Below are 25,274 nucleotides of genomic sequence, written 5' to 3'. Positions count from 1 at the left end.
ACAATCCACTCTTGACCAAACCTGTTCATGACCCGGTGAATTCAAGCGTCATCTGAACATTGACCCTGCATATGGAGTTTGTCCCCGAAAACCTGGATTCGGCTAGCTTCATAACGGCAGTAACCCAGCCAGATCTGTTTAAACTATTTTACATTTTTTGTTTTTTGGCAAATATTATATGTACTCTGTTCAATTATGCAGAAGCAAAGACGGATATAAGTTAATATTTGTAAAGAAAGCGATAATTCTAAGCAAGTTTATGATTTCAATTACGCCTAGTTTTACAAATAAATAAATGCCAGATTAATTAGGATTATAATCATACTATTTGAAATGCTCAGCATCATATGCAGGAATTAGGCTGAAGTGAAATCATATTTATTTTGCTACTACAAAATACAGAAAATGAACTCCTTTTTTAACAGGCACATGCCGGGTATGTTGATTGCATGCACTTTGTTGTTTCATACAACCTTTGCTCAGTTGCCGGCGTATAAGCCTACCCGTGAGCAGATTTCCAGTGCATACAAACATATGGAGCTGATGGATTCTCTTTCAAAAGGTACCGTGCTGAAAACGGGTATCAATCCGGTCTGGCAGGCGGATGGAAAGTCATTCTGGTATAAAAATATCCTTAAAGACAGTCTTACAGAATACCTGTACGTGGACCCGCTGACAGCAAAAAAGACCAAGGCCATTGATAATGACAAAGTAGCAAAGGCCTTGTCAACGGCGGCGGATACGATTTTCAGTTCCACGAGGCTAATGCTTCAGGATATGCGCTTCGATCCGGACAAAAACACGGTTTTCATACAAGCCGGAGGAAAATGGTATGCATATGACACCAGACTTCATACCGCCAGGACGGTGGAAAAACCAGGTATTGAAAAACCTGTTGAACGGGGCTGGACAAAACAATTAAGCAGATGGCAGCCTTTTCGTGCGGACAGCCTGTCTCCTGATAAAAAACTGAAGGCGTCGGTAAAAAACGGCAACATTTACCTGAGTGATTCCAAGGGAAAAAATCCGCAGCAGCTTACGTATGAAGGCAACCCGCTTCGTCCATTCGGCGAACTGAGCTGGTCGCCGGACGGGGCATTTATCGTTTGCTACCGCATTGACGAACAGCAGGAAAGGAAAGTCAGTTATGTGCTTTCTTCGCTTCCCAATACCACCCGCGGCGTGGTGAAGGAACATGACTATGCACAGCCCGGTGACGAGTTTACGAGTTACGAAATGTTTGTGCTGAATGTAAAAACAAAAGCCCTGGTGAAAGTACAGTCGGAAGTGATCAATTTTTTCGATACGCCTGTAATCAGGTGGCGGAACGGAGATAACATGCATTTTACTTACGAAAAAGTAGACCGCGGACATCAGCGCTTCCGGGTTATTGAGGTCAATGCAGCAAATGGCAGTACAAAGCATATTATTGATGAAAAGACCGGTACATTCATCTATCAGAACCAGATTTATACACATTACCTCGCCAGGGAACATGAGATTATCTGGTCTTCTGAAAAGGACGGCTGGCGGCATTTGTATCTGGTGGATGAACAAACCGGAAAGATCAAAAATCAGATTACAAAAGGAGACTGGGTGGTACGGGATGTTGACAGCGTGGATGTTGTAAAACGTGAAATCTGGTTCCGTGCCAGCGGAATGAACCCGGACGAAGATCCTTATCATATCCATTATTACCGCATCCGATTCGACGGAACCGGTCTGGTCAAATTAACAAGCCATGCAAAAGCCATGCATTCCCTGGCATTTTCACCGGACCGGAGTTTCTACATCGATACGTATTCTACAATGGAAGTTCCGCCTGTCATGGAACTCCGTAAAACCGCCGATGCATCGCTGGTGATGAAACTGGAACAGGCCGACATTTCGCAGTACCTTTCCCTCGGCTTCGAATTGCCGGAAATATTTACCGCAAAAGGCCGGGACGGGAAAACCGATATCTGGGGAATTGTGTACCGTCCCAGCACGTTTGATCCCGGCAGAAAGTACCCGATCATTGAAAACATTTATGCCGGTCCGCATGACTCTTTTGTTCCGAAAGCATTCCGGCATTATGGCGAAATGCAAAGCCTGGCCGAACTGGGCTTTATCGTAGTACAGATGGACGGAATGGGAACGGCAAACCGGTCAAAAGCATTTCATGATGTATGCTGGAAAAATCTGGCCGATGCCGGTTTCTCGGACCGCATTGCATGGATGAAAACGCTGGCTGCCAAATACCCTTATATGGACTCCACGAAAGTAGGCGTTTACGGCACTTCCGCCGGAGGCCAGAACGCACTGGGTGCACTGCTTTTTCATTCCGGGTTTTATGATGCTGCAGTTTCTGCATGTGGCTGTCATGACAACCGTGTGGACAAACAATGGTGGAATGAACAATGGATGGGCTATCCGGTCGGCAAGCATTATGAAGAGCAGTCGAATGTAACCAATGCTGCGAAACTCCAAGGCGATTTGCTGCTGATTGTTGGCGAAGCGGACCAAAACGTACCGCCGGAATCGACGTACCGCGTGGCGGATGCGCTCATCAGGGCAAACAAGGATTTTGAATTGCTGGTTATACCCGGCATGGGCCACAGCGATGGCGGAACTTACGGAAGGCGCAAGAAACGGGACTTTTTTGTCAGTAAATTACTGGAAGTAAATCCACCAAACCGGAACAAAGTATCGGTAACACAATAACAGACCGTTTTTTTGAGCAGTGACTGACGACAATACGCATGTACTTGCCGGAGGAAAAGGTTTGTACTTGCGGCAATCCGGACAGAGCAGAAAAAATGCTTTTGGCTTAAACAAAGAAAATCATTGTCCGATTACTTACGATAAAACCGGCATGTAAGAGTCTCAACATGCATTTGCAGAATTCTTTCTAAGCCTATCCTGAAAAAGAACTTTCCTGATCATTTCACCACCATCTAATCCAATGTATATGAACAGACAACTATCCAATTTAATCCGGAAGGTGCCTTGCAGGCTGTTGTACGGCCTGTTTCTGGTATGCCTGATCTCAGTCCCGCTTTTTGCTGCCGAACGTCAGATTTCGGGCAGAATCGTCTCTGCCGAAGATAAAAGTCCGCTTCCCGGCGTTACAATCATCGTCAAAGGAAACAATACCGTTGGTTCGGCAACCGATACGGAAGGGAAATTCAAACTGACTGTTCCCGACGGAGCGACTTTGATCCTGAGCTACATTGGCTACACGAGCCAGGAAGTAGCCGTAGGCAGCCAAAGCGAACTCAGCATTGAAATGGCCCCGGATCAGAAGCAGCTTTCCGAAGTAGTGGTCATCGGCTACGGAACACAGAAAAAAGGCGATGTAACCAGTTCGGTTGCCAGCATCAAGCGGGAAGATTTCATAAAAGGAACGGTTCGGGATGCGGCGCAGCTGGTGCAGGGAAAAGTGGCCGGTTTACGCATTACAACCCCCAGCGGTTCTCCTACTTCCAACACGCAGATCAATCTGAGAGGCATCAATTCCATCAATGGCAATTCCGACCCGCTGATTTTGATTGACGGTATCCCCGGCGGCCTGAACACGGTTGCGCCGGAAGATATCGAATCTGTGGATGTGTTGAAAGACGGTTCGGCAGCGGCCATTTACGGTACACGCGCAACGGGCGGGGTTATTCTGATTACTACACGTAAGAATCGCAGCAATGCGCGTTCAACGGTGGAATATTCCAATTATGTAAACATCCAGACCATTGCACGCAGGCCGGAGCTGCTGACGGGCAACGACTATCGTCAGAAAATCAGTGAAGGCATTGATTACACGGATTACGGCGGCAATACAGACTGGCTTTCCGAAATCATGCAGACGCCTGTCAGTCATAACCATAACCTGACTTTTTTTGGCGGCAACAGCACCACAAATTTTACAGGTTCAGTGAATTACCGTAATTGGGAAGGCATCTTTTTGCGGTCAGGACAAAACCGGTTTACAGGACGCGCCGACCTGAACCATGCCATGTTTGACAACAAACTGAAAACCAACTTTCAGATCATCAACCGCATCACACGTACAAGCGGCGCCGTAAGCCCGGCTGACAATGACGCAGAATACGGATACATTTACCGGCAGGCAATCATTCGTAACCCGACAGACCGCGTAAAAACAGAAACCGGCGCATGGCAGGAAAGGGACGGATATTTTTACGAAAATCCGGTATCCCGGATTTATGAATCCGATTATGATGCTTCTTTCAAGGAAATGCGGATGAACGGAAGTCTGGATTACGCGCCGATGGCAGACCTGAACTTCAAACTGCTGGTTTCCAATGTACAGAACAGCAATATTGACGGAGGTTCAACAACATTCCAGCATACCTTTACCCGCCTGAGCAATCAGAATGCAACAGCGTTCCGCAATACGTATGCCAACAATGAAAACCTGCTTGAGTTAACAGGTAATTATGCCAAATCTTTCGGCAAGAACCGGTTTACATTGCTGGGCGGATACAGCTGGCAGGATGCTACTTATGAAGCCTTTTCAGCCAGCAACTGGGATTTCCCGACGGATGCTTACGACTGGAACAACCTGGGCGCAGGCGGTGCATTGCAGAAGGGACAGGCTTCGATGGGAAGTACGAAGAACAAATGGCAGCTGGCGGGCTTTTTCGGCCGTCTGACTTACAGCTTTGATGAAAAATACCTGTTTATGGCAAGTGTTCGCCGCGAAGGTTCGTCCCGTTTCGGTATCAACAACCAGTGGGGAACATTTCCTGCTGCTTCCGTAGGCTGGCGGATCAGTAAGGAACGGTTCATGCAAGGTTTTGCAGGTGTTTCAGAGATCAAGCTCCGGGCGGGTATCGGTGTTACCGGTACCATTGCAAGCGCACCGTACCTTTCTCAGATCAGCTACAATTTTGACCGTGCAGAAGGTGCGTTTATAAACGGCAAATGGGTTCCGGGTTTTGTGCCGGCGCGAAATTTCAACCCCGACCTGCGCTGGGAGAAAAAAGAAGAAATCAATGCCGGTATAGACTTTGGCTTTCTGAAAAACCGGATCAGCGGTTCGGTAGATTTTTACAGCCGCAAGGTAAAGGATCTGCTATATGACTTTCCGGTACCTGTTCCGCCGTACCTTACCGGTTCCATGCTCATCAATGCGGGTACCATGCAGAACAGCGGTCTGGAAGTGCTCTTAAACCTGGTGCCGGTCCAGTCAGCAAATGTAGTTTGGAACACAGGATTTACTTACGCTACAAACCGAAACAAGCTGGTAAGCCTTTCCAACGATCAGTTCCAGGCTGTCAATGACTTTTTTGATGCCGGATATACGGGCGAGCCTATTCAGGTAAGTACACACCGTGTCAAAGTGGGTGAACCAATCGGACGTTTTTTTGTATGGAAGTCGGTTGGCGTGGATGATAACGGCGCATGGCTGGTCGAAAGCAAGGACGGAACCATTATCCCGATTGCCAATGCAACGCCGGAAGATCGCCAGTATTACGGAAACGGCATTCCCAAACACATTGTCGGATGGAACAATTCGGTCCGGTTCAGGAGCTTTGACCTGGCGTTGAACATGCGCGGTGCATTCGGGTTTGACATTCTGAATTTCCAGAGCATGTTTTACAACAATCCCAGAAACAAGGCATACAATATACTTAAAACGGCCTATGATCCGATTGACGGAAAAGTGCTGAATACGGATCTGGTGTATGTTTCAAACTATATAGAAAAAGGCGATTACTGGAAAATTGATAACATTACGCTGGGCTACACCCTTCCTGTCAATCTGGTTAAAGGAATGAAAAATACACGCGTGTTTGTATCGGGGCTAAACCTGGCAACCCTTACCAAATACACGGGAATTGATCCGGAAGGAGTCTCCTTTACGGGCTTTTCTCCGGGCAGCGACCAGCGTGACAAGTATCCGACTACACGCACGTTCACCGCGGGCCTCAGCGTAAATTTCTAACCTCAAATATCCTGAAAGAAATGAAAAACAAATCCACCCGATATATTGTTCTGGCTTCCGTGCTCAGTGTGGCAGCCCTGTCCTGTACCGATTTGAATGAAGAAGTGTACTCTGAAGTGCTGGCAACCAATTACCAGCCGACCGAGAAAGACCTTCCCGCCATTGTAGCGCCTGTTTATTCTTCCCTGCGCGGTCTTATGCTTGGATGGCAAGGCTATTTCGATCTTCAGGAAGAAGCTGCCGACGCCATTATCACGCCGGTCAGGCCCAATGGATGGGATGACGGCGGCACTTACCGCCGGATGCATCAGCACACCTGGACTTCGCTGCAATGGCAGCCCGAAAATGCATGGCAAAGTGCTTTCCGGAGCATTACAACGGCCAACCGGGTTTTGTCTCAAATCGAAGACGGCGAAATACCGCTTACGACCGGCAAAGAAGCCATTCAGGCAGAACTGAGAGCCGTTCGAGCATTTGCCTATTATCTTTTGCTGGATAACCACGGCAACGTTCCGATTGTGACCGACTTCAAGGATGTTAACCTTCCAAAGCAGAGCACCCGGAAAGAATTATACGATTTTGTTGTAAAAGAACTTACGGAAGTAATGCCGCTCCTGAGCGAAAATGCAGCGACAACTTACGGGCAGATGAACCGGTGGAGCGCCAAAACGCTTCTTGCCAAAATATACCTGAATGCCGAGGTGTACACCGGAATTCCAGAATGGGCCAAGGCAATCGAGCAGGCGGATGAAGTGATCAAGAGCGGAAAATATGCACTGGATGCCAATTATTCGGATGTTTTTACGTGGACAAACTTCAACTCGAAAGAAATTATTTTTGCGATTCCCTACGATGAAATTTACGGGACAGGAAATCAGATCCACATGAAAACACTCGATCCGCTAAGCCGCTCGGTATACCCGATGAATGCAGGTCCATGGGGCGGAAACTGTGCCGTTCCTCAGTTTATCGACACCTATGATGCAGAAGATTCCCGCCTGGCAGAAACCTGGATCATGGGCCCGCAGCGCAATGCTGTAACAGGCGCGGTGGTCATTACGTACTCCAAATCCGTTCCGGGAATGGAAAAAACCGCATCTTCGGATGGCTATCGCATAGGCAAATACAAGATCAAGCCGAATGCAACGGGCAGTCTGGATAACGATTTTCCGTTTCTGCGCTACGCGGATGTTCTGATGATCAAAGCAGAAGCATTGCTGCGTACCGGAAAAGCAGAAGAAGCTGCCGCGCTGGTGACACAGGTAAGGGCAAGGGCATTCAAAAACAATCCGGCAAAAGGCAAAGTAAACGCTGCTGATCTGGCAAAAGGAAGCAAGTACAACTACGGATACCAGGCTGCGGACGGCTCCATCACAGAACGTCAGGGCGGCGATGACATCCAGTACGGGCGTTTTATGGATGAACTGGGGTGGGAATTCGCTGCCGAAGCACACCGCCGCCAGGACCTGATCCGGTTCAAGGTTTATGAAACGAAAAAATGGTTTAACCACAGGCCGCAATCTGCGCAGCGGGCCTTGTTCCCGATTCCGCAGAATGAAATTGATAAAAACCCGAATCTGAAACAAAATCCGGGCTACTGATAACATAGTTTAGTTAGGTTAGTAATCTTAAATCTTGCTCTTGAATATTCTGTAAAGAGCAAGATTTTTTTATTTAAATAAAAGTCCGGCATTCAGTTTCAGCCGAATAACCTGACTTTCCTGTTTTTGAATCTGAACTATTATGATAACTGGCTTGCAGGAACAACGTGGCGGCCAAAAACAAAAAATCCTGATCCTGAAGATGGATACATAAAGCAGCTGTTAAATCCGGACTTCTAAAAAATCCGGTTTTTGGGGCATCTGCAAATTGACAAAAAATGGAAGCTGTAAGTAAATTAATTTTCTCAGTTTATATACAGCCAGACTCTCAGCCCGTAATTTTTGATATCTTGCTTTTGTGATAAACTTTTAACAATTGTTTTTTAATGTAAAACTTCGTTGTTCGCAATTGATAAAGAGCACTGTATTTCAGATTCAGCGATACATCCACTTTAAAATTTTCATTTAGATATTGTAAAGCATTGCGTTCACTTAAGATATAGTTTTCGGCTTTTGAATAGGCATGAATTCCTTGCCCTAATGGATTGAACATGGAATGAATAGCGTAATCTTCAAGAATAAAATGTTTAAACTGGTATCCTTGATTAACCATCTGGTGAAACCATCCGGTACCTAAATCTGCAGTAAATCCCCAGTTTCCACCAAAACAGACATTTTCAGCATACGGTAATGTGGTGGTTTTATAAATTTCCAGGTTAATCATGCAGGCATACTCGTTCAGCCTGCATTCCGGAAGCGGATGCACTTTTCCGGCTTTCAGTATTTCAATATCTTTTTCTTTCCGGGGCGTATCAAACTGTTCATGTAAAGTAATGGCCTGCGTCTGATCCGGAATGTAATCCTGAAATTTAAATCCGTTACAAAGACCTGCAAATGACGCCGGACACGACCAGCATTGCCCGATGGAACCGGTTCCGGCCATTTTTTCATTCCCGTCATAGGATGCAAGCATGTCTGAAATCATGTCCTTATGGAAAACCATGTCATTGTGCATGATGAAAAGGAATTTGCCTTTAGCATTTTCCAGGGCATATTGATATGGAATGGACCAGCGGTACGGAGTATCATTTTTAACTCTTTCATAATCCAGCGTATCCAGATTATAAAAATAATCCGGATAAAATAAATCAATTTCAATGATCGGCTTGATGGCATGAATTACTTTATAGATATCACCGTATGTATCAAATGGCTGTTTTTTTTCTACGGTTATGTAAATTTTATTGATATGCCGGCGGCTGTATTTGAGTAGGGATAGTATTGAAATAATGGTCTGGTATGGTTTACCAAAATATAAAACACACACATCAATTTTATTCATGAGACTTACTAAATAGATATTAAATAAGCAGATTGTGACATTACCTTTTGTAAAGGTCCGGTCGGAAATGAGCAAAGGCTTACAATGTAGCCTTATTTTCAAAAATACTCAAAAATTGATTCAGGATCATGTCCCATTTCGGATGTAAGGTGCGCCCCGGTTTTCAGACGGTCAAAAGCAGGATGTCTTGTGCTTCCGGCAGTACCGGAAATAGCTTGATTTCAGTTGTTTTGAATGTAATAAGTAAAATGTGAAAAGTGGAATGTATATTTTATGCATTTATATAGATTGATTGTGCCGGTTAATGGTTATTTTAGAGCTTGGCTCGATGTATATAAATTATAAGACGATGAATAACGATTCTGTTTATTATACCGAAATTCAGAAATTCCGTCAGCCCTGGCTGTGGACATTATTGCTTTTTAGCTTGTTTGTGGTGCTTTATCGCGGTCACGGCGGAATATGGGTCGTAGCCGGCGTTTCTGTTTTTTTATGGTTTTTGCAACTGGAAACCGTCATCAGTGAGCAAGGGATTTCTTATCGCTGGCTTCCGTTTCAAAGAAGCCGCCGCCTGATCAAATGGCAGGAAATGGAGAAAGTTTCCGTCCGGCGCTATGCGCCGCTTGCGGAATTTGGCGGCTGGGGCATCCGGTTTTCCTGGCGTGGAACTGCTCAGACCGTATCGGGCAACAATGGCATCGAAATCAGGAAAAAGTCAAAAAGACGATTTCTGCTGATCGGGACGCAAATGCCCGGGCAAGTTCAGCAAATACTCATGCAGAATCATTTGATTGTTTCGTAATCAATCATTTATTAAGGAAAAAATTATTTCAGCACTTCCAGCTCATCCGCATATTCCGGTTCCGGAAGTTCTGCTGCATGTTCATGTACCGACGATGACTTGTTTTTCCCGATAATCCTTTCTCTGTGCTGCTGCCCGAATGCCCGCAGCGCTTCTATGATGTCGTCAAGGCATTTGCTGTATTCCGTTAGTTCATAAGTAACAGAAACGGGAACCGTATCAAATACTTTTCGTATCACAAACTCATTTTGTTCCAGTTCCCGTAGTTCTTTGGAAAGGACTTTCGGCGTTATGTTCTTCAATTCTCTTTGTATTTCATTGAATCGTTTGGGACCGTTTGTCAGTGAAACAATCAGAGGCAGCTTCCATTTTCCATTCAGTACATACAAGGCGTCTGTAATTTCGGTAACACTTTGTTTGCAGGTTTCCTTGGTGTGAAGTTTTCTTTCCATGACAGTCCGTTTTTAAAATTGCAGTATACAACAGGATACTACTATGCTTTTGTATACTGGTATCTTTTTCATATTAAAGGTAAATAAATTTGTGCTGTCAAACAAAAAGGAGCATTTGTAATCCGCAAGGCTGAAAAACCGGTTTTCATTTGCGGCTGCAAAACAGGCTTCATTCATAAAATCAGTACGAACATAAATTTATTGAGAAATGTCAAAGATCATCTGGAATGTCGACCCGTTCCATTCAGAAGTATTGTTCAAGGTGAAGCATCTGGTTATTTCCACCGTAACCGGATCGTTCAAATCATTCAGCGGGAAAGTTGTGACCGAAGAGGATCAGTTTGAAAATGCAAAAGTAGAATTTGCGATTGATGTCAACAGTGTCGATACCGGCCAGCCCGCACGGGACGAACATTTGAGAAATGCCGACTTTTTTGAAGCAGATACTTATCCGCAGTTCACATTTGTTTCCACTTCATTTACAAAGGTTAAAACGGATTTGTATAAATTAATCGGCAATCTGACCATCAAAGGAATTACGAAGGAAGTGGAGCTGGAAGCCGAGTACGGCGGTACTGAAAGAGATTCCTATGGAAATATCAAAGTAGGTTTTGAGGTAACCGGAACCATTGACCGCAAGGATTTCAATGTTACTTTCAATGCATTGACAGAAACGGGCGGACTGGCTCTGGGCGAGAAAATCAAAATGATTGCCAATATCCAGCTTGCAAAGCAGGCGTAGAATGCCAGTGTACCGTTATGTTTAACGGTACACTGGAAGTTTTTTGAAAGACTGATCAAGTCAGGTTCACAATACATGCTGAAACATCTTTATGCTGACTTGCTGAACAAAGTAAATTGACATGCTGAACAAAATACGAGGCTTGCTGTTCAGCTAATTTTGTTCCATCACTTTTAAACAAAAATGACATGGAACAAAATAATTACAATGGAGCCTTGCAGCAGCCAATTGGTTCAGGTTTCAGTGCAGAATCCACAGCGAGCGATGTAATTCAGGGCATTGATCTTGCTGGCAAAATAGCAATTGTAACCGGCGGCAATGCGGGTATCGGCCTCGAAACTGTAAAAGTGCTTGCATCCGCAGGAGCGACCGTAATTGTTGCGGCAAGGGACATGGAAAAGGCGCGGAAAAACCTGGAAGGTATCCCGAACGTTGAACCGGGAAACATCGATTTCATGAACCCGGAATCCATTGATGCGTTTGCAGAAGCATTTCTGGCTTCGGGCCGGCCGCTGCATTTGCTGATCAATAATGCAGGCATCATGTGGGTGCCTTTGCGCAGGGACAATCGGGGCATCGAATCACAACTGGCTACAAATTACCTGGGACAATTCCACCTTACGGCCAGGTTGTGGCCCGCATTGAAAAAGGCTAACGGCGCAAGAGTTATAAACGTTTCATCGCTCGGCCATCACATGGCTCCGTTCAACTTTGAAGATCCCAATTTTCTGTACCGCGAATACGAAACGCTGCAAGCTTACGGACAATCAAAAACAGCCAGTAACTTGTTTGCAATGGAACTGGACAATTTTGGTAAAGCATTTAATATAAGGGCCTATTCAGTACATCCCGGTTCCATACATGGAACGGAACTGGGAAGAGAAGCTTCGCTGGAATTATTTCAGCAAATGGGCTTTCTGGATTCTGAAGGGAGTCTTTTGCCCAAAGTGGCAGCGTCATTAAAAACAGTTGCTCAGGGTGCAGCCACAACGGTCTGGTGTGCTGCAAGTCCCATGCTCGATCATATCGGAGGCGTTTATTGCGAAGATGCAGATGTTGCTGAACTGAATATTGAAAATACCGGGAACATTGGTTCTGAAAGTCAGCGCGGTGTAAAACTGTATTCTCTTGATAAAACAAATGCCAGAAAACTATGGGAATGGAGCGAGCAGATTACAGGTATTACCTTCGGGGCAGAAGTCGTTGCGGCGCAGTCATAAACATTGTATAAATCATTGGCGTACGCCGGTTTGGCAAGATAAATATTGTGCTGAATGATGCATATTTGCAACGGATAAATTTTGTAACGGAATGGTATGGAACATATTTCAAAGTATCTGACAAAGGAAATAAAGCTTTCCAGCTACGACGACAAACTGTTTAAATCGGATCTGATGTTTGATGATCACATGCTGATCTGGTTTATTTCAGGCGAGACCAAAATCATTCAGGCGGATGCCACTTATTACTTCAAGGCAGGTGACATATTTTTAATCCCCAGAAATCAGCTTGCAACCATTGTTAATTATCCTAAAAACGGACAGCCTCACAAAACGGTTGTCATGCATTTGGGAACCGAAAGGCTTAAACGGTATTACGATAAAATGGAGGTTGGTAAAAGTATTGTACAGGCACAGAAAATATTCAGTTTCAACAATCATCCATTGCTGGAAAGTTGCCTGAATTCCCTGATACCTTACTTTAACCTGAATGGCGAATTTCCGGAAAGCATCGCATCGCTGAAAATTACCGAAGCCATCACAATCCTGAGAGAAATTGACAAAACCGTTGACAGTGTTCTGGCAAATTTCGATGATCCGGGAAAAATTGATTTGATCAGTTTTATGGAGCGGAATTTCATGTTCAATATGCCGCTCCATAAATTAAGTTACCTTACAGGACGGAGCCTGTCTACTTTCAACAGGGATTTTAAAAAGAATTTTAACACAACGCCTCAAAAATGGCTTACGGAAAAAAGGCTTGAACTGGCACATTATTATCTTTTAGCCAGGAAAAGAAAACCAGCCGAGGTTTATCTTGAAGTCGGCTTTGAAGACTTGTCTCATTTTTCCTTTGCTTTCAAAAAGAAGTACGGTCTTGCCCCGACACAGCTTCCTGCCGGTGATTAAAGCCAAACACGCTGTTACTCACTTCTCAAACTTTTTACCGGGTTCAGCAAGGCCGCTTTTACACTCTGGAAAAAAACCGTAAAAAAGGCAATGGCAATGGCAAGCGAGCCGACCAGCACAAACATCCACCATTGAATTTCGATTCTGTAAGCAAATCCTTCCAGCCAGTAATTCATGGCATACCACGCAACCGGCGAGGCAATTACAAGCGCAATCAAAACCAGCATCAGGAAGTCTTTTGAAAGCAGCGCGACAATACTTGCTACGCTGGCGCCCAAAACCTTGCGGACGCCGATTTCCTTGGTACGCTGCTCGGCGGTAAATGTGGCAAGTCCAAACAAGCCCAGGCAGGTGATAAAAATGGAAAGAAAGGTAAACAGCCCGAAAACCTTGCTGAAAATCTGCTCCGACTTGTATTGCGCTGCAAACTGCTCGTCGAGGAAAGTATATTCAAACGGCCATTCACTGGCTGCCGCCTGCCATTTGTCGGCCAGCACAGCCAGTGCAGACCTGGAAGCCTCCGGCCGGATTCGGACAACAACTTGCGAGAACTCCGCCGGAACAATCTGCAGCACCATAGGCTCAATTTTCTGGTGAATGGTTTTGTAATTGAAATCCTTCACAACTCCGATTACTTTGCCCCGCTTGATGGAGTCGGCGGGAGTGGCCGGTTGCCATTGGCGCCAGTTTACCGTTTTACCAATGGCATTTTCGGGTTTGCCCCAGCCCAGTTCACGAACGGCCGTTTCGTTCAGGATGAATGCTTCACGGGCGTCGTTACCGAATGATTTTGAAAAATTACGTCCGGCTGCCATCGTCATGCCTAGGGTCGGAATATAGTCTTCATCGACAAGAAACATATTGCTTGAAAATTCTTCAGTACGGCCCGGAATTGAAATGCCGTCACCCGCAAACTGGCCGCCCGGAACGCCGTAGCAGGCAGTTGCATTCAGAATGGATGGATTTTGCCTGAGTTCCGCTTTGATCGTTTCCAGATTCTGAAGCATGGTTGTATTGCGGATCGGCACCGTAATAAGCTGTTCATTCGAAAAACCCAGGTTTTTTTCCTGAATATATCGGACCTGATAAAACACAACACCGGCTCCGATCATGAGCATAATGGAAACGACAAACTGTATAACAACCAGATTCCGCCGCAGGAATGCCGCCGAATTTCCGGTTATGACCATGCCTTTCAGCACATGCAGCGGCTTGAAGCCTGACAGGAAAAATGCGGGGTAACTTCCGGCAAGCAGCCCGATCAACAGCGTAAATCCGAAAAGCCCAAATAAAAGTGGCAATGTAAACAGTGAACTGGGCAAAAGCGTTTTTCCGGTCCAGTTATTCAGCGTGGGCATTACGATGGCAGTCAGCAATAACGCAAGCACAAGCGCCATGCCGGTCTGCAGAATGGATTCACCCAGAAATTGCCCGATCAGCTGGATTCGCTGCGCCCCGATTGCCTTGCGCATGCTGACTTCCCTGGCCCTGCGTGCAGAACGTGCGGTGCTCAGGTTCATAAAGTTGAAGCAGGCAATAAGCAGCGTAAATACAGCGACAAGCGAAAATGCATAAATGTATTGGATGTTTCCTTTCTCTACAATGTCGTATTCAATGTCGGATGAGCGCAAATGAATATCCGTAAGCGCCTGAAGCTGATAACGGTCGTGTGAGTTTTGCTGACTGGCTTCCTCTTTGGCATGCTGCGCCAGAAAAGCCGGCAGTTTGGCGTTCAGCTTTGCAGGATCGCTTCCTTCCGACAGCGTGATGTAAGTATAAAACTGCTGCCAGCCCCAGCTTTGAAGGCGTTCCGCACTTACAATTTCACGCAGCGCATCAAACGATCCGATAAAGCTTGCTTTCAGATGCGATTGTGCGGGCATATCGCGCATGATGCCCGTTACCCGGAATTTGTAGGAGCCGTCCAGCACAAGCTGTTTGCCGAGCGGGTCCTGATTTCCGAAATACTTTCCCGCCATCGTTTCCGAAATCACAATGGCATCCGGCGCTTTAAGCACCTGGCTTGCGTTGCCGCGGGTCAGCGGAAATGAAAACAGCTCGAAAAAAGTGGAATCCGCAAGCAGGATACCGGTTTCAAAAAACTTTCTGTTTCCGTAAGCAACCAGTTCTTTGTTTCCAAAACCAAAAATCCGGGTACTTTGAAAAACTTCCGGAAAGGTACGTTCCAGAGCAGGGCCATAAGCAGGCGGCGTGCGCGCCATCACCATTTGTACGCCATCCGAACTCCGGTGATTGATAATCCGGTGAATTTGTTTTGCTTTCGTATGAAACTTGTCAAAACGCAGTTCGTCCTGCACGAAAAGGAAAATAACCAGACAGCAGGCAATCGCAATGGCCAGCCCGAAAACATTGATGAACGTGTAGCCTTTGTAGCGGACGAGGTTCCGCCAGGCAATGGTGATATAGCTCCGTAGCATAAGTTCTGATGATAAACGTGGCAAACGAAGTCGGGGTAAATATCATACCATTTTTCCATTCCTTGTTTAAACGTCATTGAAGGCATTTTTCAGAAATAAACCTGTTCGATTTCGGACAATGCCGGACAGCAGCGGACAAATTGTAAAGGTTTCCCATAAGGTGTTAAATAGGAAAAAATCGCTATCTTGATCTGAATGGCAGATTTTTGCTTTATATTGACAGAGTAACTGATTAACGATGTTTTCAAATAAACGGAGCGGCTTTTTTGCTTGCTGTACAATATCCATTTTACTTCAAATTTCCGGTGTTGCCGTTGCGCAGACGACCGGAAAAGGAGATCGCCTCAGCGGCCCGAACTTCACCGGAAGAAGTGCCGTCATTGCGCAGCACGGCATGGCTGCGACAAGTCATCCGCTTGCCACACAGGTTGCACTGGATATTTTAAAAGAAGGCGGTTCTGCGGTGGATGCCGCCATTGCCGCCAATGCAGCGTTAGGTGTTATCGAGCCAAACAACTGCGGAATCGGCGGTGATTTGTTTGCAATCGTATGGTCGGCAAAAGATCAGAAACTGTACGGGTTGAACGCGAGCGGAAGGTCGGCAGCCGGACAGTCGTTTGCCATGCTGAAAGAGCAGTTGAAAGATAAAAAGCAGATTCCGCTTTACGGGCCATTGTCCGTATCGGTGCCGGGAACGGTGGATGGCTGGTTTGAACTGCACAAACGTTTTGGCAAGTTGCCGATGAAAAAAATCCTTGCGCCGGGCATCACGTTTGCCCGGGAAGGCGCGCCGGTGCCCGAAGTAATTGCCTTTTCCTGGAATCAGGCTTTTGTCCGGCTGGATGCGCAGAAAAGTTTAATCGGCGAGTTTGATAATTTCAAAAAGACGTTTTTAATCAATGGCCACGCGCCGAAAGAAGGAGAAATCTTTAAAAATTCGGATCTGGCCGCTACCTATGAAAAAATCGGGAAAGGCGGACGTGATGCTTTTTATAAAGGAGAAATTGCAACGGCAATGGATTCCTATGCACGAAAAACGGGAATACTCATCCGGAAAGAGGATCTGGCCGCAACAAAAAGTACTTGGGTCGAGCCTGTTTCAACCAATTACAGGGGATTTGATGTGTACGAACTTCCGCCGAACGGACAAGGGATTTCGGTTCTTCAGATGCTGAACATCGTGGAAGGCTATGATCTGAAAAGCATGGGCCATAACAGCGCGGAATACCTGCATTTGCTTATTGAAGCCAAAAAGCTTGCTTTTGAAGATCGTGCCCGTTATTATGCTGATCCGCAGTTTTCCAAAATTCCGGTCAAGCAGCTTGTTTCCAAGGAGTATGCAGCGCAGAGAAGAAAACTGATCAGTAAAACAGCCGCTGCGGAACGGTACGATTCGGGAGAACTTGCTTTAAAAGAAGGAGATACAATTTACCTCACCGTTGCGGATAAAGATGGAAATATTGTATCGTTGATCCAGAGCAATATGCTGGAATTCGGCAGCGGCATGGTACCGGACGGACTTGGATTTGTGTTTCACAACCGCGGCACCAGTTTCAGTCTAAAACCCGGACATGCCAATGTGTACGCGCCGGGCAAGCGGCCTTTTAATACCATCATTCCCGGATTTGTCATGAAAGACGGCAAACCATTTCTGAGCTTTGGCGTGATGGGCGGTGCCATGCAGCCGCAGGGTCATTTGCAGGTTTTATGCAATATGATCGATTTTGGCATGAATGTACAGCAGGCCGGAGATGCCGCGCGATTCAGTCATTCGGGCAGCAGCGAACCTATTGGCACCACGATGACAACAGGCGGATTGCTCGCACTGGAAAGCGGCATTCCGGCAGAAACCAGAGAAAAGCTCCGGGCAAAAGGCCATAAACTCACCGATAAAGACTTTTTTGGCGGGTATCAGGCAATTCAGGTCGATAGTGTCAACAAGGTTTATCACGGCGCTTCGGAAATGCGGAAAGACGGTCAGTCGGCGGGGTATTAATGATGGGTGGGGTTTTGTGATTTATAGTCATTTTTTGTCATTTGTAGTCATTGATTGTCATTTTTGGCAATTTATTTTCATTCTTTGTCAATTGTAGTTATTTATTGTCATTCTTTGTCATTTGTTGGGGGGAGGCGGATGGTTTTTGTTTTGCGGTTATTTTAGGTTAGGGAAAGTAACTTTTGACTTGAAACATAGCATTCAATGAAATTGCTTTTAATTTGAGTTTGCTGGGTTTAACTTTATTTATTTTCAGATGCTTTTTCTAATTCCTGCCTTCGTACCATTTCGTTGATCCAGATTGGGGCGAAAGGGGAGGTGCAGCCTTTGGATACGGGGAAGTCACGGTAAATTCCCAGCTTTTCGCCGATGCCAAGTGCGCGGGCGCGGTATTCGGGAAAGCGGATGCCGATTTGCGCAAGCGTTGAATTCATGGTCCATTGTGCTTCGGGTGCAGCATTTGGCATTTCGGTTTCTATTCTGTCCAGCAGCGCAGGTAAATTCAGTATATCCGGGTTTCTGGCAACGCATCCGCTTGTCAGGCTCCAACCCGCGCGGGCACACATCGGATCTTCCGAATGCATCCATTCTTTCCGGAGTGTTTCATTGTCGGAGTGCAATTTGATGACGTACGTATATAGCCAATCGGCAACGTGTGTAAATCGCTCGGATTTTACCATTTCGCTTATTTCGTCCGTTGATAATTGCTTCGGATCAATCAGTAAAATAGCCAGAAACCGTGCGTCAATATTTCCGGTATTCCAAAGTTCCAGTGCCAGCGGATGATTGGTTTTGATCTTTTTTGCCAATGTCCGGATATCGCCCATTTTGACGCCAAACTGATTATTTCCCACGCCATGTTTTTTGTTGAACTCGCGCATTTTTTCACTGCCAAGTGCTTCGAGTTGGGAAAGGGTTTTCTTTAATGTTGTCATTTTTGGTCAGGGGTTGTCATGTTTGGTCATGTGTTGTCAGTTATGGTCATTTGTTGTCCTGGGTTGTTATTTTTGGTCATGGATTTGCATAGTTAGTTACAAGTTGTCATGGTTGGTCATTTTTAGTCATTTGTTGTTGTTTTTAGTCGTTTGTTGTCATTTGTTGTTTTTTGAATATTTAGACTTTTAGTGTAGCGCGGAAGCCTCGGGCGGCGTAGTAGGAATCGGCGCCGTTGTGGTAAATGAAGACTCTTCCGAAGCGGCGGTCGCCGAATATTGCGCCGCCCAGTTTGCGGATTTCAGCGGGGGTTTTCAGCCAGCTTGATGTTTTCGTATCAAAATTTCCGAGTTGCTGCAACTGCTGATATTGCGCTTCGGTCAACAGTTCCACGCCCATTTCCGTAGCGCTATTTACGGCGCTGTTTTCCGGTTTGTTTGCTTTTCTGGCTTCCAGCGCTTCATGGTCGTAGCAAAAACTCCGGCGGTCTTTCGGTGTTTCTGCCGAACAATCACAAAATAGGAATTCATTTGTATCCTTATCAAAATCAATGACATCCGGCTCGCCGCCAGTAATTTCCATTTCATCGAGCGACCAAAGTTTTTCAGGATTTGCTTCCAGTTTTGCCTGCACTTTTTCCCAGTCTGCGCCTTTATGGCGGTTCATGTTCTTTTCAAATCGTGATTTCAGGGTTCTGAGCAGTTCTTCGGATGCTTCTGCGGATAATTGCTTTTTACCGGTTTTCATGGCGTTCATTTTTTTGAATAAAATTCCAAATCGGAAAGAATTTGCAGATCAATGTTCAGGTATAAATTCCATTTTCAAGTAAAGGCAACAAACGCCGGAATATTTGTCCGAAATCAGAAAAATGTTTTCAAGTAAAGCGCCGATTTTTTACACCAAATAATGAAGCTGCAACAAACGGGTACTTTACAACCGCATCATTTTACAACAGCTTATTTCTGATTAGAATTAAATCCTATATTTGCCACGCGAACTTAAAATTTATTATATGCTGTCTTTTATGTTAATTGATCGATTCGAAATATGCTCTTGGAGAGGCATACGGGTGAAAGTTCCGGAACCGATCATAGCCTAGCTAAGTTTAAGTTCGCAGTGACCTCTCCATTTTCATTCATTTTAATTTACTAAAATGCGAACACCAATTGGTTCAAATGCTGATTTAAATGATTACTCGGTTGACAAAAAGATTAATTCCCATTCGGTGTCAAATCCTAGATTCAATTTCACGCAATCACAAGCGGATTTTCTAGAACTTGTACTTTCGCATGGCGTTATGGAATTTTCGCGTTCCTTGAAACTGATTCACGATCTGGCGCTTTATCATTCGGATATTTCATTTAATAAAGTTGAAAAATCCGCTCTTTTTGATTTGAAACTTCTTTGGGAAAGCTTTGAACAAATCGAAAGGGAAAAGCAGGTTATTTCTAAATAATGAAGTTAAACAAAGGTTTTGGAGAGGCATACGGACGAAAGTCCCGAGGCTTGACAAAGCGTACTTGAATAACGTTCGCAGTGACCTCTCCATGTTTTCTGTTTAAATGAAAAATCAAGCTACAACTCAGCTATATTTATTGAATTTCTTTACTTAAAACTGAAAAGAATCGGAAAAACAAACGTCACCAGAATGGTCCATATGCTGTAAACGGGCAGAAACAAGGCAATGCTTTTTTCCACTTTCTCAACTTCGCGCGGGTTATTTACGGATCGAAAAAGTCTGTAAGTCACCATTAACAAATTGGTGAGCATCAGCAAATTGCTTCCAAGAACCGCCAGCCGATTCGGTGTAATTCCCCATTCTGAAATTCTGAAAACAATGGCCGAAAGCGCGATTCCGTTGATTACAATGGTCATCACCGCAAGCCCAAGCAGCAAAAGCGTTTCAATTTTGCTTCCTGCATTTTTTGAAGTTTCAATAATGGAAAAAAGGATAAGCGCCATGACGCCGACCAAAAGAAGATTGAAAATGATCAGGAAATCTCTGTCATTGTACGGGTCTTTTCCGGTGTAAATCACTGCTATCAAGTAAACGACTAGCGTTACCAAAGCCAGCGGCGTAAAAACTTTGGCGATAATGGGAGCAACTTTGCCGACGAGCTGCGGATTGGTCTGAACAAGGTACGTTCCCAGAATCGGAGCGGCCGAAAGTCCCCAGATTCCGACATACTGAAAATAAAGCTCTTCAATTTTAACATCAATCAGCGAAAACAGCCCGACCGTAATTGCGGCCATCAAACCACCAGCCAAAAGAAAAATAGCCGTCATGACGATCAGATCGCCATTGTACCGCAGGAAATCCAGCCGTTTTTGGTAATTGTGCAGTTTGCCGCCGACATAAGCATAGCCCAGAACCGTCCATAAAAACAACGCAAGATGCATGCAGGCTAAAACCAGCGTATCGCTTTTACGGTTGTCGGGAAGCAAGTTGATGTAAATGGCAGCAATCAGGAACGTTATGGAAATAACAACGATTTTTTTGAATTCCACTTTTTGCTTCCAGATAAAGTAAGCCGCGAGCAACGGAAAAACGATAAATGCAATGTTTCTCGGATAAAAGAATTCAGGATCAATTGCCGTAAAATCCGGGATTTTGGCAATCAAACCCGCCAGAAATGAAGCGATAATTACAACAACAAGCTCCGTGTTTGTGCCCCAGGAAATGTCATTACGCTCAAAGTTCAGCCGTTCATTCCAGATCTGAGCCGTTGCATTTTCCTTGATTTCCTGATAAATGACATTAAACGCACTTCTGAACGCCATTTTATTTTCCCGGTACAATGCTTCCAGCCGTCTGGGATTCTGAATATTGTCAATAATTTCCTCTTTCATTTTTATTAATTGTTTGATTCGTGTATAATTTGTTAGTTTTATTTTGCTGTTAGCTGATGGCTATTAGCTATTAGCTGTAACTTTTAACTTCTCACATTTAACTTTTTACATTTTTCCTTTCCTCCATCTTCCTTTCCTCCTTTTACCCAGAGCTAACCGCTCGCATTTCAAGAAGTATCATAATTTGTTTTCATATCTAAAAGTACTTTGCATTTCAAAGTGAATGAATAAAAAAATATAGCTTTACCGCTGGCTTTTGATCAGATCTTCCAGTGCGGTAATGTGTTCTTCAAAAGCCTGTTTTCCCTGTTTGGTTACGACGTATTGCGTGTTGGGCTTGCGGCCGATAAACGATTTTGTAACGGCAACATACTCTTCCTTTTCCAATGCTTTCAGATGGCTGGCCAGATTTCCGTCCGTCACTTCCAGATATTCCTTTAAGTTATTGAAGTCCAGCGTGTCATTGACTATAAGTGCCGACATGATGCCGAGCCTTACCCTGCTTTCAAATGCTTTATTTAACGCGTTGATGATTGTTTTCACTTCTCGTACCTTACGTGCATATAAATACCATAACCGATGTGCATTACTCCAAATCCAACCGCCCAGAAAACCAATCCGTACATCGTAAAATAAGCAGCTGCAAGTCCCAGTATAATCTGGATGATTCCCAGATCGCGCATTTCTCCGAAAGTGAATTTACCGGCGTTCAGAAGTGCCAGCCCGTAAAAAATCAGCATGGACGGCGCAATCAGATTCAGAATCCCTTTTGAAAACAGGATCAGGATAAAAACCCCGCCTGCAAACAACGGAATCGCCATATTAATGACCATTCTGCGCGCCGCTGCATTCCACAGCTGCTCACCTCGCTGCCTCGACTTTCTAAAAGACAGAAAAACGGCGGTTCCAACAGCTAAAAACAAAACGGTCAATGCCAGAATAACCAATTCCGGTCCATTTTCCGGCAGTTGCTTTGTGTTCAGAATTATTTCCTGACTATTGAAATGCAGCAGCTTAAAAGCGATGTAAGCGCCGATCAGCGCATAGATCCCGGCCATGATGCCAGACCAGCCCGTTAAAGACAAAAACTTGGTGGACCGCTCCATCATGGAACGGATCTCTGTCAAATCCCTGATATACTCCTGCTCTGTTTTCATAAAAAGTACTTTGCATTTCAAAGTTAAATGTTGAAAATGAAATTTCCTACATGTTGATCAAAAAATAGTTGCGGACTGCTTTGGATTGGTTTTCATTCTGAATTCGTAATCAGCACTAATTACTAATCCATTATTACAAAATTTAAAAGCCTAATAATTAAAATAAATTTATTCACATATAAGCAAATTAAAATAATAAATAGCCTGAAAAATACAGAAGTAAACAACTACACATTTGTACAAGTAATCACTGATTAAAAATACTTTCTAATTAAAAAAACTTTCACATTTTACTTCTGACTTTTTACATTTCACACCTATTTCAATCAACAGTAAATACTATGTAAATGGTCTTATTTTATATATTATTTCGTCCGGAAAAGATAAAAATATTCGTTTGATCATTCATGGCTAGCCGCTTGTTAACAGCATTGTTGCAATTGATTTTATTGCTGTTGATTTACTGACGTTAAATACATTTTTAACTCTAAAATCATTTAATGCCAATGAAATTAAACACTAATTTATCCACTTCAATTGTTGCTGCCAGCTTTTCGGCCCTGCTGTTTATGAGCAGCTGTTCACAGGAAGATTTTCAGGCTTTACAGCCTGAAAATGAAAACCTGAAATCAGGTGCCAGCATGAAGACGGGCGCGGCAACGGGTTCACTTTTTAATACGGGCAATACCGGTCAGGTACTAGCCGAGTACCTGAAATCCACAGCGCTTCCGGATGGAAGCCAGCCCGGCTCCGGCGCAAGTTATATGCCAGTCGGCTGGTCTATTGATGGCAGTTACGGATACGGAACTTCCAGTACGCGCGCATTGGGCGGAAACCGGGAAACACCGTGGGCAATTGGTACTTTATCCTCGCCAGTAAATGGTTATTCGACATTTGTTACTTTGAAAACCAATTCTACGCATAACGTAACGGGTATTGCAATCAGTCAGTTAAAGAATTTAAAACCGGGTAAAAAGTATGAATTAACTTATTACGTTTCAGCAAACAGTGCATTGGAAAACGGCGTTCCATCACTGCTTTCAGAGAAGGTTATTTGTAATATTTTCACAAAGGCCAGTTCAAATGCAAGTCAGGCCATCAAGGTTACCAACTTGTCCGGTACATCCGAGCAGTGGGTAAAGCAAAGCGTTGTATTTACTGCCGAGGAATCAACTGCCAAAGTAAATATCATAAGCCATCATCCTTCGTCCGGGAATGTAGCCGGAAATGCTTATGTTAACGTTTTTGTTGCTCCTTTTGCAGTAGTTCAGGTGCAGTAATTCAAGTTACTGAAAGTGCTTTTTTTACATCTTATTAAAAATCCTCTGCCGTTTGTGCAGAAGGATTTTTAATAAATAATCCAGTCAGAAACAACCTTCATTAATCGTTTGATCATTCATAACAAGCCATTTGATCATGCTATTGTTAAAGTCCGTTTTACAGATATTGATTTAGGAAATCAATTATTTTTTCAACCTGAATCATTTGTTTTTAATGAAACCAAGCTCAAAATTATCCGCCTGGATTGTTGCTGCATTTTCTGCTATGTTTTTTGCAGGCAGTCGCTTAAAAGAAAATGCTGCCAAAGCCGTAGTTAACAGAACGGAATAAAAAGGATCTAAAACGTCCGGGAAAGCTGGAATCAGTCCTTGGTGCGTTGCTTCAGTTTTACTGAATATTTAATAAAAAACTGGAAAGCCATCGGTGTTTTTTCCGCTTGCACAAACCCTGCGTTCATGGCAGTTGATATCTTCGCGTCGAATCCCTTGCAATCAGTTCACCTGAAAGTATAACCTGTTCTGCGGGAAAGCTGCTTTTTCTGATATGTTTCAGCAGTAACCCGCAACTGATTTTTCCGATTTCCAATGCCGGCTCGGCAACGGTGGAAAGGGTAGGAGAAATAATTTCGGAAATCGGGTCATTTGTAAAGCCGATAACGCCGACTTCCCTGCCGACCTGAATGTTTCTTTTTTTCAACGCGATGATGGCGCCGACTCCTTTTCGGTCATTTACAGCAAAAATGGCGTCAGGTGTGTTGGATTTATTCTCAAATAAAGCATTTGTATCGCTTTCACCATCTTTTTGCGAAAAGCCTGAATGAATTGTAAATGCAGAAATCACCGGCAAACCGTGTTTTTCCAGTGCGTGATGATATCCTTTCAGCCTGTTTTCCGTCAGTGACAGTTCTTTTGTGCCTGTGATGTGCGCGATTTTCTTGTAACCGCAGCTGATCAGATGTTCAACCGCTGCAAAAGCGCCGTTATAGTCGTCCTGCATGACTTTTGACGTTTCAACGGATTTGGCAACACGATCGAAAAAGACGACGGGCAGGCCGTCTTCGATCATTTCCTGAAAATGGGAACAATCATCGGAATGTGCCGAAACACAGGCCAGAATCCCGTCCAGACTGCTTGCAGAAAGATTCTTTGCAATTTTGATCTCTGTTTCCGGCGAGTCGTTCGTGATGTATAAGATAATGTTGAAGTCATTTTCACGAGCCATTTCCTGAATCCCGGTTATGACTGTGGAAAAGTAATAATTGGTAATGCCGGGAATGATCACCCCGATATTATGCGTGCTCCGCTGAACGAGCCCGGTTGCATTGAAGTTGGGTTTATAGTTCAGTTCTTCCGCAATTTTCAGCACGCTTTGCCTTGTTTCCGCACTCACGTCATATTTGTCCCGCAATGCACGCGAAACGGTTGCCACTGAAATATTCAGTGCTTTTGCAATGTCTTTTATTGTCGTATATCTCTTGCGCATAAAGTCTGAATCCGGTATAACGCTGAAAATTAATTCGCCGTGTAAATTGCTATTTAGTTAACGCAATGGCCTGTTCTGAATAATAATTAATAATTCCCGCACTTCAAAATACTGGCTTGTCCGGC

The 25,274-nt window shown here is 44.5% G+C and carries 19 protein-coding genes; 10 read left to right on the top strand and 9 right to left on the bottom strand.

Annotation, left to right across the window (positions count from 1 at the left end; all coding sequences use genetic code 11):
- The first annotated feature begins 405 nt into the window (after window positions 1-405).
- The 3 genes from FEM33_RS25195 to FEM33_RS25185 all read left to right on the top strand — a co-directional run bounded on the left by FEM33_RS25195 (window position 406) and on the right by FEM33_RS25185 (window position 7,545).
- Window positions 406-2,703 carry a S9 family peptidase gene (locus FEM33_RS25195; protein ID WP_229214405.1) on the top strand — a complete coding sequence of 766 codons (2,298 nt, stop codon included), beginning with the start codon at window positions 406-408 and terminating at the stop codon, window positions 2,701-2,703.
- A 247-nt stretch (window positions 2,704-2,950) separates the two neighbouring features.
- On the top strand, window positions 2,951-5,944 hold the full coding sequence (locus FEM33_RS25190; protein WP_139014731.1) for a SusC/RagA family TonB-linked outer membrane protein: 2,994 nt from the start codon (window positions 2,951-2,953) through the stop codon (window positions 5,942-5,944).
- Between the two features lie 20 nt (window positions 5,945-5,964).
- Complete coding sequence (locus tag FEM33_RS25185; RefSeq protein WP_139014730.1) at window positions 5,965-7,545, top strand: RagB/SusD family nutrient uptake outer membrane protein; 1,581 nt, start codon at window positions 5,965-5,967, stop codon at window positions 7,543-7,545.
- A 328-nt stretch (window positions 7,546-7,873) separates the two neighbouring features.
- On the opposite strand, the gene FEM33_RS25180 is transcribed toward FEM33_RS25185, so the two are convergent.
- Window positions 7,874-8,887, bottom strand: coding sequence for a hypothetical protein (locus FEM33_RS25180; RefSeq protein WP_139014729.1), 1,014 nt, complete (start codon window positions 8,885-8,887; stop codon window positions 7,874-7,876).
- 349 nt (window positions 8,888-9,236) lie between these two features.
- Here FEM33_RS25180 and FEM33_RS25175 point away from each other — a divergent pair, with 349 nt between their 5' ends.
- Window positions 9,237-9,689, top strand: coding sequence for a hypothetical protein (locus FEM33_RS25175; RefSeq protein ID WP_139014728.1), 453 nt, complete (start codon window positions 9,237-9,239; stop codon window positions 9,687-9,689).
- A gap of 23 nt (window positions 9,690-9,712) precedes the next feature.
- Here the strand turns inward: FEM33_RS25175 and FEM33_RS25170 are convergent, their stop codons facing one another.
- Window positions 9,713-10,141, bottom strand: coding sequence for a winged helix-turn-helix transcriptional regulator (locus FEM33_RS25170; protein WP_139014727.1), 429 nt, complete (start codon window positions 10,139-10,141; stop codon window positions 9,713-9,715).
- 208 nt (window positions 10,142-10,349) lie between these two features.
- Between FEM33_RS25170 and FEM33_RS25165 the strand changes: the two genes are divergently transcribed.
- From FEM33_RS25165 to FEM33_RS25155, 3 genes are all read left to right on the top strand, one after another.
- Window positions 10,350-10,883, top strand: coding sequence for a YceI family protein (locus tag FEM33_RS25165; protein ID WP_139014726.1), 534 nt, complete (start codon window positions 10,350-10,352; stop codon window positions 10,881-10,883).
- Window positions 10,884-11,071: 188 nt separating this feature from the next.
- Window positions 11,072-12,103: an SDR family NAD(P)-dependent oxidoreductase gene (locus FEM33_RS25160; RefSeq protein ID WP_139014725.1), complete on the top strand. Its 1,032-nt coding sequence runs from the start codon at window positions 11,072-11,074 to the stop codon at window positions 12,101-12,103.
- Window positions 12,104-12,199: 96 nt separating this feature from the next.
- On the top strand, window positions 12,200-13,012 hold the full coding sequence (locus tag FEM33_RS25155) for a helix-turn-helix domain-containing protein (RefSeq protein WP_139014724.1): 813 nt from the start codon (window positions 12,200-12,202) through the stop codon (window positions 13,010-13,012).
- A 14-nt stretch (window positions 13,013-13,026) separates the two neighbouring features.
- Here FEM33_RS25155 and FEM33_RS25150 read toward each other — a convergent pair whose 3' ends face one another.
- Window positions 13,027-15,450, bottom strand: a complete 2,424-nt coding sequence (locus tag FEM33_RS25150) for an ABC transporter permease (RefSeq protein ID WP_139014723.1) — start codon at window positions 15,448-15,450, stop codon at window positions 13,027-13,029.
- Window positions 15,451-15,688: 238 nt separating this feature from the next.
- Between FEM33_RS25150 and ggt the strand changes: the two genes are divergently transcribed.
- A complete protein-coding gene (gene ggt / locus FEM33_RS25145) occupies window positions 15,689-17,446 on the top strand; it encodes a gamma-glutamyltransferase (protein WP_139014722.1) in 1,758 nt (585 codons plus the stop codon).
- Window positions 17,447-17,688: 242 nt separating this feature from the next.
- On the opposite strand, the gene FEM33_RS25140 is transcribed toward ggt, so the two are convergent.
- Both FEM33_RS25140 and FEM33_RS25135 read right to left on the bottom strand, forming a co-directional pair.
- Window positions 17,689-18,381 carry a DNA alkylation repair protein gene (locus tag FEM33_RS25140; protein ID WP_139014721.1) on the bottom strand — a complete coding sequence of 231 codons (693 nt, stop codon included), beginning with the start codon at window positions 18,379-18,381 and terminating at the stop codon, window positions 17,689-17,691.
- Window positions 18,382-18,559: 178 nt separating this feature from the next.
- Entirely contained in the window at window positions 18,560-19,126 is a 567-nt protein-coding gene (locus FEM33_RS25135; protein WP_139014720.1) for a DUF4256 domain-containing protein, read from the bottom strand.
- 478 nt (window positions 19,127-19,604) lie between these two features.
- On the opposite strand from FEM33_RS25135, the gene FEM33_RS25130 reads away from it, so the two are divergent.
- On the top strand, window positions 19,605-19,835 hold the full coding sequence (locus tag FEM33_RS25130; RefSeq protein ID WP_139014719.1) for a hypothetical protein: 231 nt from the start codon (window positions 19,605-19,607) through the stop codon (window positions 19,833-19,835).
- Between the two features lie 149 nt (window positions 19,836-19,984).
- On the opposite strand, the gene FEM33_RS25125 is transcribed toward FEM33_RS25130, so the two are convergent.
- From FEM33_RS25125 to FEM33_RS25115, 3 genes are all read right to left on the bottom strand, one after another.
- Window positions 19,985-21,229, bottom strand: coding sequence for a hypothetical protein (locus FEM33_RS25125; protein ID WP_139014718.1), 1,245 nt, complete (start codon window positions 21,227-21,229; stop codon window positions 19,985-19,987).
- A 243-nt stretch (window positions 21,230-21,472) separates the two neighbouring features.
- Window positions 21,473-21,772, bottom strand: coding sequence for a winged helix-turn-helix domain-containing protein (locus FEM33_RS25120; RefSeq protein WP_139014717.1), 300 nt, complete (start codon window positions 21,770-21,772; stop codon window positions 21,473-21,475).
- On the bottom strand, window positions 21,769-22,386 hold the full coding sequence (locus FEM33_RS25115) for a hypothetical protein (protein ID WP_139014716.1): 618 nt from the start codon (window positions 22,384-22,386) through the stop codon (window positions 21,769-21,771). Before FEM33_RS25115 ends, FEM33_RS25120 begins: the two co-directional genes overlap by 4 nt.
- Window positions 22,387-22,892: 506 nt before the next feature.
- Between FEM33_RS25115 and FEM33_RS25110 the strand changes: the two genes are divergently transcribed.
- Window positions 22,893-23,666, top strand: a complete 774-nt coding sequence (locus FEM33_RS25110) for a carbohydrate binding domain-containing protein (protein ID WP_161597226.1) — start codon at window positions 22,893-22,895, stop codon at window positions 23,664-23,666.
- 454 nt (window positions 23,667-24,120) lie between these two features.
- Here FEM33_RS25110 and FEM33_RS25105 read toward each other — a convergent pair whose 3' ends face one another.
- Window positions 24,121-25,149, bottom strand: a complete 1,029-nt coding sequence (locus tag FEM33_RS25105) for a LacI family DNA-binding transcriptional regulator (RefSeq protein ID WP_139014714.1) — start codon at window positions 25,147-25,149, stop codon at window positions 24,121-24,123.
- Between the last annotated feature and the right edge of the window lie 125 nt (window positions 25,150-25,274).

It is taken from the genome of Dyadobacter flavalbus (genome assembly GCF_006149045.1).
Classification (GTDB): Bacteria; Bacteroidota; Bacteroidia; order Cytophagales; family Spirosomataceae; genus Dyadobacter; species Dyadobacter flavalbus.
Note: the sequence above shows the minus strand (reverse complement) of the source record. Positions and strands in the feature narration are given on the sequence as shown.